The sequence below is a fragment of the Negativicoccus succinicivorans genome (assembly GCF_018373335.1).
Taxonomy (GTDB): Bacteria; Bacillota; Negativicutes; order Veillonellales; family Negativicoccaceae; genus Negativicoccus; species Negativicoccus succinicivorans_A.
Window position 1 is genome coordinate 1 of record NZ_JAHAHH010000064.1, and the last position, 7,630, is coordinate 7,630.

Here is a 7,630-nt window from a genome sequence, read left to right on the forward strand (position 1 = left end):
ACATTACCTGGATCAGAAATACGGCGACGACTTCTATGATGTCGACGTGAAGAAACTGGAAAACGGCGCTTACGACGTTCAGATCAAAGCTGACGATCACTATAAAACACCGGGCGCGGCAGTCGCTCCGACCCAACCGGTCGCGCAGGAAGCCGCATTCGTATATGAATTGACGGACTTCACGAGTCAGATGACCGATGCTGACCGCAACAACATTACGCATATCCTGAATCAGTATGTTGCCGGCGACACGACGGCCAACCTTGTGGAACGCGCTCGCAATGAAGTGCAACTCTATTTGAACCAAACGTACGGTGAAGAAACTTACAAAGCCGCCGTTAATCGTTTGGAAACGAACGCGTATCGGATGGAAATTCGCATGGGTTCGAGCTTTATCGAACGGCAGGTAGCGGCGGAACAACCGGCCGCTGTTAAAGACCATACGGTCTTGGAACTGATGGACTACACGAAAGCGTTGCCGGCGGAAGACCGCGCGGCGATCACGGAAATCCTCGGTAAATACACGTATGGCGCGACCCCCGATTCGCTTTCCGATCAGGCGGAAAACGCGGTGGAATACTATCTCGATCAGAAATACGGCAAAGACGTATATGATGTCGACCGCGTATCGTTAGGTGAAAACGCATTCCGCATCGAAATCAAAGCCGATAAAAATTACGGCAAATAAGGAATGAAAAAAGCGGCCTCTTGTGAGGTCGCTTTTTATTTTGCGTTACTTGGTAATTCTTGACGCTGTTCTTTTTTTTGCGTATAATAATTTATAACTATTTTCTAACAGAAGGCAATGAACGAGACGGCATGTATCAGCAGACCATAGAGAGCTCGGGGCGGTGGAAGCCGAGCGGATGCGATAGATGCGGATCACTCGGGAGCCGCGAATGCCGCAAGTGTTCGCCGGTCGCACCGTTATCGCGCTTGAGCGGTCAGCAATGACCAGTAGGGTGGTACCGCGGGAAACAACGTTCTCGTCCCTTAGGGATGAGGCGTTTTTTTATTACAGGGAGGACATTATGGATTACGGGAAAACATTACATCTGCCGCAAACGGAATTTCCGATGCGCGGCAACTTGCCGAAACGGGAACCGCAGTGGTTGGATTTTTGGCAGGAACATGATATTTATAAAAAACGATTAGCGCAACGGGAAGGCGCGGAGTCATTCGTGTTGCATGACGGCCCGCCGTACGCTAACGGCTACCTGCACATCGGTCACGCGATGAATAAAACGCTGAAAGACATCATCATGAAATACAAGACGATGCGCGGCTACTACACGCCGTATCGTCCGGGCTGGGATACGCACGGACTGCCGATTGAACACGCCGTCATCAAAAACACGGGCCTCAATCGCGCGGAAATGTCGCCGTTGGAATTGCGCGCTAAATGCCTTGCCTACGCGAAAGAATTTATCGAAATTCAAAAGAAAGACTTCATTCGTTTCGGCGTCATGGGCGATTGGGATCGTCCGTATTTGACGTTCGATCCGAAATTGGAAGATCGTGAACTCGCCGTATTCGGTGAGATGGCGAAAAAAGGTTACATTTATAAAGGCCGCAAAACCGTGTACTGGTGTCCGGTGTGTGAAACGGCGCTGGCGGAAGCGGAAATCGAATACGCGGATAAAAAATCGTTTTCGATCTTCGTCAAATTCCCGCTGATCGACGCGCGCGGCTTCCTGCCGGAAGGCGCGAATGAAGACAATGCGTTCTGCGTCATTTGGACGACGACGCCGTGGACCTTGCCGGCCAATATGGCGATCGCCATGCATCCGGAAATCGACTACGTCTGGGTCAAAGCGGGAGACGAGTACTACCTGATGGCGCGGGATCTGGTGGAATCCGCGCTGGGGGCGTGCAAAATCGCCGATTACGAAGTGGTCAGCGAACCGAAGAAGGGACAGGAACTGGAAGGCATGGTCTTCCATCATCCGTTCCTCGAACGCACGTCGTCCGTGATCTTGGGTGAGCACGTCACGCTTGACGCCGGCACGGGTTGCGTCCACACCGCGCCGGGCCACGGTGTCGAAGACTTTGAAGTCGGCAAAAAGTACGGCTTGGACATTCTCTCGCCGGTTGACGACAAGGGCAACCTTACCGCCGAGGCGGGCGAAGATCTCGCCGGCTTAAATGTTTTGGACGGCGCCGATGTGGCGGTCATCAAAAAACTCGCGCATGCCGGCAAGCTTCTCGGCAAGAGCACGTTGCATCACCAATTCGCCCACTGCTGGCGCAGTAAAAATCCGGTGATCTATCGGGCGACGGAACAATGGTTCGCCTCTGTCGATGATTTCCGCGACGACGCGTTAAAAGCCGTTAACGATACGGAATTTATCCCGAGCTGGGGCCGGGAACGCCTCTACAACATGGTCGCCGATCGCCAGGACTGGTGCATCTCGCGCCAACGCGTTTGGGGCGTGCCGATTCCGATTTTCTATTGCAACGATTGCCATGAAGCCGTCATCACCGACGAAACGATGGCGACTGTTCGCGCCAAAGTGCGGGAAGAAGGCACGGACGCCTGGTGGAAATACGAGGCGAAAGAGCTGTTGCCGGAAAACTTTGCCTGTCCGCATTGCGGCGGTCATGGGTTTACCAAAGAATCGAACATCATGGACGTGTGGTTCGATTCCGGATCGACTTGGAGCGGCGTGCTCGAACAGGAGGATTCGGATTTGTACCCGGCCTCGATGTACCTTGAAGGCAGTGACCAGCATCGCGGCTGGTTCCAGTCGTCTTTGCTGACGTCGGTCGCCGTCAACGGACACGCGCCGTATAAAACAGTCTTGACGCACGGCTTTACGATGGACGGCGAAGGCCGCAAGATGAGTAAGTCGCTCGGCAACACGGTGGCGCCGCAGGAAATCATCAACCAATTCGGCGCGGACGTGATGCGTCTTTTGGTATCCAGCGCGGATTACCAGAGCGATGTGCGCTTGTCGCCGAAAATCGTCAAGCAGATGAGCGATGTGTATCGCAAAATCCGTAACACGTTCCGTTTCCTGCTCGGTAACCTGAGCGATTTCCGACCGGGTGTCGACGACGTGGCGTATGAACAACTGGAAGAAATCGATCGCTGGGCGCTTTTGCGTTTGGAAGAAGTACGTGAAAAAGTGACGCAGGCGTATGAGAATTATGAATTTCATGTGATGTACCACGTCATTCATAACTACTGCACGGTCGATCTCTCCGCGATGTATCTCGACATCGTCAAAGATCGTCTGTACGCGGAAACGGCGACCTCCGTGACGCGTCGCGCCGCGCAGACAGTGCTTTATCAAATCCTGCAAACGCTCGTGCGCCTGATCGCGCCGGTACTGAGCTTCACCGCCGAAGAAATTTGGCAGGCGATGCCGGCGGTCGACGCTAAAGCGGAAAGCGTGCACCTGACCGATTGGCCGGAAGCGGCGGCGGAACATCGCGATGCCGAACTCGGTCAACGCTGGGAAAAACGTCTCACCTTGCGCACGGATATCTTAAAAGCGCTGGAAGCGGCGCGCCAAGATAAAGTCATCGGTCATCCGCTCGATGCCAAAGTCGTCCTGCACGCTGACGGCGAAACGTACAACGAATTGATGCGGATCGTCGACGAACTCGCGGCGCTCGCCATCGTTTCGGAAGTCGAAGTCGTTGAAGGCACGGCAGGCGCTGCCGGCATGCAAGCCGAAACGACGCCGGATCTCGTTTGTGAAATTCAAAAATCAACGGCCCCGAAATGTGAGCGTTGCTGGATTCACAGCGAAACCGTCGGTGACTCGGCGGAGCATCCGACGGTATGCGCGCGTTGCGCCCGCGTGCTTGCCGAAGAATCGCTTCACGAATAAACGAAAAACACCTCGCAAAGGGAGTTGCGGTTAGGGATTAGCATTAAAAACTAATTTTAAACCGATCCTCCTCGGGCGGCAAAAGCGTAAAGACCACACCAAAGGGTAAAACCTTGCATGTGGTCTTTTTCTATTATCCAAGCATCTCGATTATTTCAAGTTCTTCTTTAAGTTCGGTGATAAAACTTGGTATCTCTTCGCAGTGCTGTGAGATAGCTTTGGCCTTGCCTGGTTTCGAAGTTATATGGTATTTTTCCGCAACCTGCTGTTCCAAGGAACTATATTCTGTCATTGTGGTTCTGAAATGCTTTTCAAAATCCACCCCAAAATATGCATACTGGCTTGTCATAACATATTTATCTGCGGCAGTCTCCCAAGTATCAGCGGTTATTATCCCATTGAATATCCTAGAGTTATCGGTTGTCTTGGCATCGCCATCAAAAATAAAATAGCAATTATATCCATAAGCACTGAACAGTCGCCAAAATAATGGTATGGAATCCTTACCACGACAATTGACGACTTCAACACCGTGTTCAGCCAGCGAAAACCCTATCCGTTTTAAATACACAGGTAAAGCAAAGAATCCTGTAGCTCCTTCAACAAGCACTATTGTCTCTGCAAACATACCTTTTAATTGGTCTGCAAAGAGCCGCGTGTTATAGAAATCTATAATGTTGTCTGGTGAGGCTTTATCAGCAGGAACTCCAGATTCCACACAAAAGGTACATAAATCCTCCTTAGAAAGCTGAATGGTCTTTGTTATGTCACCCTCTTTATATACTCTCACGAGTCCATCAAGGTATTCTGCATCGATAAAATCGGTGGAATGTGTCGAAACAACAACTTGTATACCGGCGGAGCACATTTCAACGATGTATTCTTTGAGCCATTTTTGCGCCAGTGGATGAAGATGGGCTTCTGGTTCCTCGATAATCAAGACGAAACTCTCAGAGGTAAACACTTCCATATATGCTTTGACAAAGGCCATCAGTAAAACTTGTTGTTCACCTGTACCGAATTCTTCAAAGCTACGGATATTCTCGCCTTCTTTTGCATAGATGCGTAAGGATTTTGCGTAGTTATTGGGATCGTATGCAGAAAAAGCACTGCCAAAGAGTGTACAAATCCTTTTACAGCACCTTGCAGTGCCGTCGAAAATTGTTCGAAGAAATTGCTAAATTCCATGGTTTCCTCAAAAGAATACTTGATCTGTTCGAATGCTGCAGATAACTCTACTTTGTGCGCAGCACTCAATGCTTTGTGTATTTGGTGAGAAAACTTGCTCAACAATGAATATTTACTGCCATAGTTAAATGCACTCTGTATATTCCGTTCTGCATCAATAAGGTATGACTGACATGCTACTCTTTGCTCATTGGTGACATATAAACGGTTACCAAAGCCATCATGAATCAGATTTTCTGTTAAGTCACCATTATACCCATAGGTCAATGCCACTGTTTGATACGGTGTTCCTCGTGGGTCAACATAATAAGTATCTGAAAACCGTGCAAAAATTGAAGCGGTTGGATAAGTAACCTTATCCCGCTTAAAATAGTCGCTTTCAAGCATTTCAATATTTTTCACCCAGCAATCGCTCAATTGCCGAAAGAATATTTGACTTTCCTGCGTTATTTGGACCGAATACCACTACCGGCTTATTTTCTGGAAACGAAATCACAATATCGTCAATGGAACGGTATTTCTGTATATTGATTTTTCCTATACGCATATACGTGCCCTCTCTAAAATCAAGACATTTCGTGCGCCAATGCTTCCCCAATTCTTGTTACCAATGGAACGACCAGAGCATTTCCCATGCAGAAATACCGCATCCGTTCTGGCATTCCAGTATCTGTCCAACCATCTGGGAACCCATTCAGTCGCTCACATTCAATCGGTGCCAATACACGCAAACAGCCTGTGATTTGGTCCTGGACCACATGAGATGTTCGCCCCACCTGAGATTCTGAGGTCAGCATTGTTCTTGAAGGTTTGGTCAAAGGCTCTGGGAACTGAACGCTGCCCTCAGAAAAGTAATAGTGACTTCCATCTCGTCTATGTCGCTTCTCATGTTTTGCGCCCTTGGCATAGATCCATTGAGGCATATCTTCATCGTGGAGAAAATAATGCGCATCCACGGGATTTCGTTCCAATACATCTTTTAGTGGAGTAGGGGCTACTTGCTGTGGATTCACATCAACGGAATAAATCCGGCCGTTCATCATAATACCAGCGCTATAGAGGTATACTTTTTGGCTATGTGAAACATCCGGGATATCTGCATATTCCAATTCGTCGACCCAGCTTTCAACATATGACCGACTGTGGCTCTGGACAGGAAAGGATTTTGCTAAAATGCCGTTCTCCATCACGTGTTTATGCATGGACTTGAGGCCTTGGACGCATACCACTTCTGCGAGATCACGGAATACCCGTGTTTTGTTGTGATAAGCCATTATAAAAGTCCGGCGGCGACGCTGCGCATAACCGTAGTCGGCGGCATTGATGACGCGCCACTCCACTGCGTATCCTTTTTCATATAGGCAACGCAGGATGATGGAAAAATCACGACCGCATTGTTTGGCTGGGGAACGAATGATCCTATCTACATTTTCCAGCAATACATACTTCGGTCTTTTTTCTCTGAGAATATCATCTATCTGCCACCACAGCACTCCTTTAGATCCCTCTATACCCGCAGAGTTTTTCTTCATGATGGAATAATCCTGACAGGGAAATCCGCCGACGAGCAAATCGTGGTCAGGTACATCATCCTTCACTTTGGCGATATCCTGGCAAACATGATGCTTGCCACTGCCGAAATGCGTCGTGTAGCATTCAAAAGCATACTGCTCTCGCATGGATGGCTCCCATTGGTTTGCCCAAATGATTTGGAACCTATCAGACGCAGCTTCTAGGCCTAAGCGGAAACCGCCTACGCCTGCGAAAAGTTCTACTGTCCTGATAGGTTCCATAGCGGGCAACTCCTGTACGAAAGCCTGTACTACCCTTCGCGGTCCACAGACTCTAAATCATCAGTGCTATCTATCAACTGTGCAAGGATGGTTTCTTCGATTTCAGCAACACATACGGGCAGGTCCTTCATGGCCTCTTTTTCCCAGAAGTGAACAGGCGTCCATCCAGCCTGTGTCAGCAGTTGGTCGTTTCGAGCGTCGCGGGCCATATTTTCCTCGATTTTCTCAATCCAGTATTCGCGATTGCTTTTGAGTCTCTTTTTGCGCTCTTCCCAATTTTGCCCATGCCAAAACTCGCCATCGACAAATACGGCGATGTGGTATTTGAGAATTGCAATATCTGGGGAACCGGGGAGCTTCTTATCATTTTTTCGATAACGATAGCCTTGGTGCCAAAGGGCTTTTGCTAGCAAAGTTTCCGCCTTACCACCTTTTAGCTTGACCCTGGACATACGCTTCCGGGTTTCGGGAGTAGAATCGTATGATTTGGGATGTTTCATGTGTTATCGATATCAATGCCAATCACCCATACAGGAGTGCGGAAAAGATGTTTGTTATTTTGAAATAGATTTACTACATTCGAAAAAGTGACTATACCACTGCTGAGTCTTTTCTCTAATTCTCCTGTTGCAGTAACATAAATATAGTAATCGATTTCTCCATCTGTCGCTGAACTCATAAGCCTTAACAAATCATGTTCTGCCAGAGCCCAGTTTCCAAACTGAATTTCACCCACAATTGAGTAGCGTGCTTTCTTTGTTTCAATATTTTTTCCTAAAGTTCCACCAAGAGAATCCAGTTTTGCTTTCC

The 7,630-nt window shown here is 48.8% G+C and carries 8 protein-coding genes; 2 read left to right on the forward strand and 6 right to left on the reverse strand.

The features are described 5' to 3' along the window. Together KH813_RS05335 and ileS are read left to right on the forward strand one after the other, a co-directional pair. A partial coding sequence (locus KH813_RS05335; protein WP_303994183.1) for a hypothetical protein occupies window positions 1-688 on the forward strand: 688 nt, incomplete at its 5' end. A gap of 343 nt (window positions 689-1,031) precedes the next feature. Next, window positions 1,032-3,839, forward strand: coding sequence for an isoleucine--tRNA ligase (ileS, locus tag KH813_RS05340; RefSeq protein WP_303994186.1), 2,808 nt, complete (start codon window positions 1,032-1,034; stop codon window positions 3,837-3,839). A gap of 133 nt (window positions 3,840-3,972) precedes the next feature. Here the strand turns inward: ileS and KH813_RS05345 are convergent, their stop codons facing one another. The 6 genes from KH813_RS05345 to KH813_RS05370 form a co-directional block, all read right to left on the reverse strand. Beyond that, on the reverse strand, window positions 3,973-4,902 hold the full coding sequence (locus tag KH813_RS05345) for an ATP-dependent endonuclease (protein WP_369694438.1): 930 nt from the start codon (window positions 4,900-4,902) through the stop codon (window positions 3,973-3,975). Beyond that, window positions 4,830-5,429: a hypothetical protein gene (locus KH813_RS05350; protein ID WP_303994189.1), complete on the reverse strand. Its 600-nt coding sequence runs from the start codon at window positions 5,427-5,429 to the stop codon at window positions 4,830-4,832. The genes KH813_RS05345 and KH813_RS05350 overlap by 73 nt, the downstream gene beginning before the upstream one ends. Beyond that, entirely contained in the window at window positions 5,416-5,574 is a 159-nt protein-coding gene (locus KH813_RS05355) for an AAA family ATPase (RefSeq protein ID WP_303994192.1), read from the reverse strand. The genes KH813_RS05350 and KH813_RS05355 overlap by 14 nt, the downstream gene beginning before the upstream one ends. A gap of 19 nt (window positions 5,575-5,593) precedes the next feature. Further along, window positions 5,594-6,820: a DNA (cytosine-5-)-methyltransferase gene (dcm, locus tag KH813_RS05360; RefSeq protein WP_303994194.1), complete on the reverse strand. Its 1,227-nt coding sequence runs from the start codon at window positions 6,818-6,820 to the stop codon at window positions 5,594-5,596. A 29-nt stretch (window positions 6,821-6,849) separates the two neighbouring features. After that, entirely contained in the window at window positions 6,850-7,320 is a 471-nt protein-coding gene (locus KH813_RS05365; protein WP_303994196.1) for a very short patch repair endonuclease, read from the reverse strand. Further along, on the reverse strand, window positions 7,317-7,630 hold a 314-nt coding region (locus KH813_RS05370; protein ID WP_303994198.1), incomplete at its 5' end, for a BglII/BstYI family type II restriction endonuclease. The genes KH813_RS05365 and KH813_RS05370, both read right to left, overlap by 4 nt.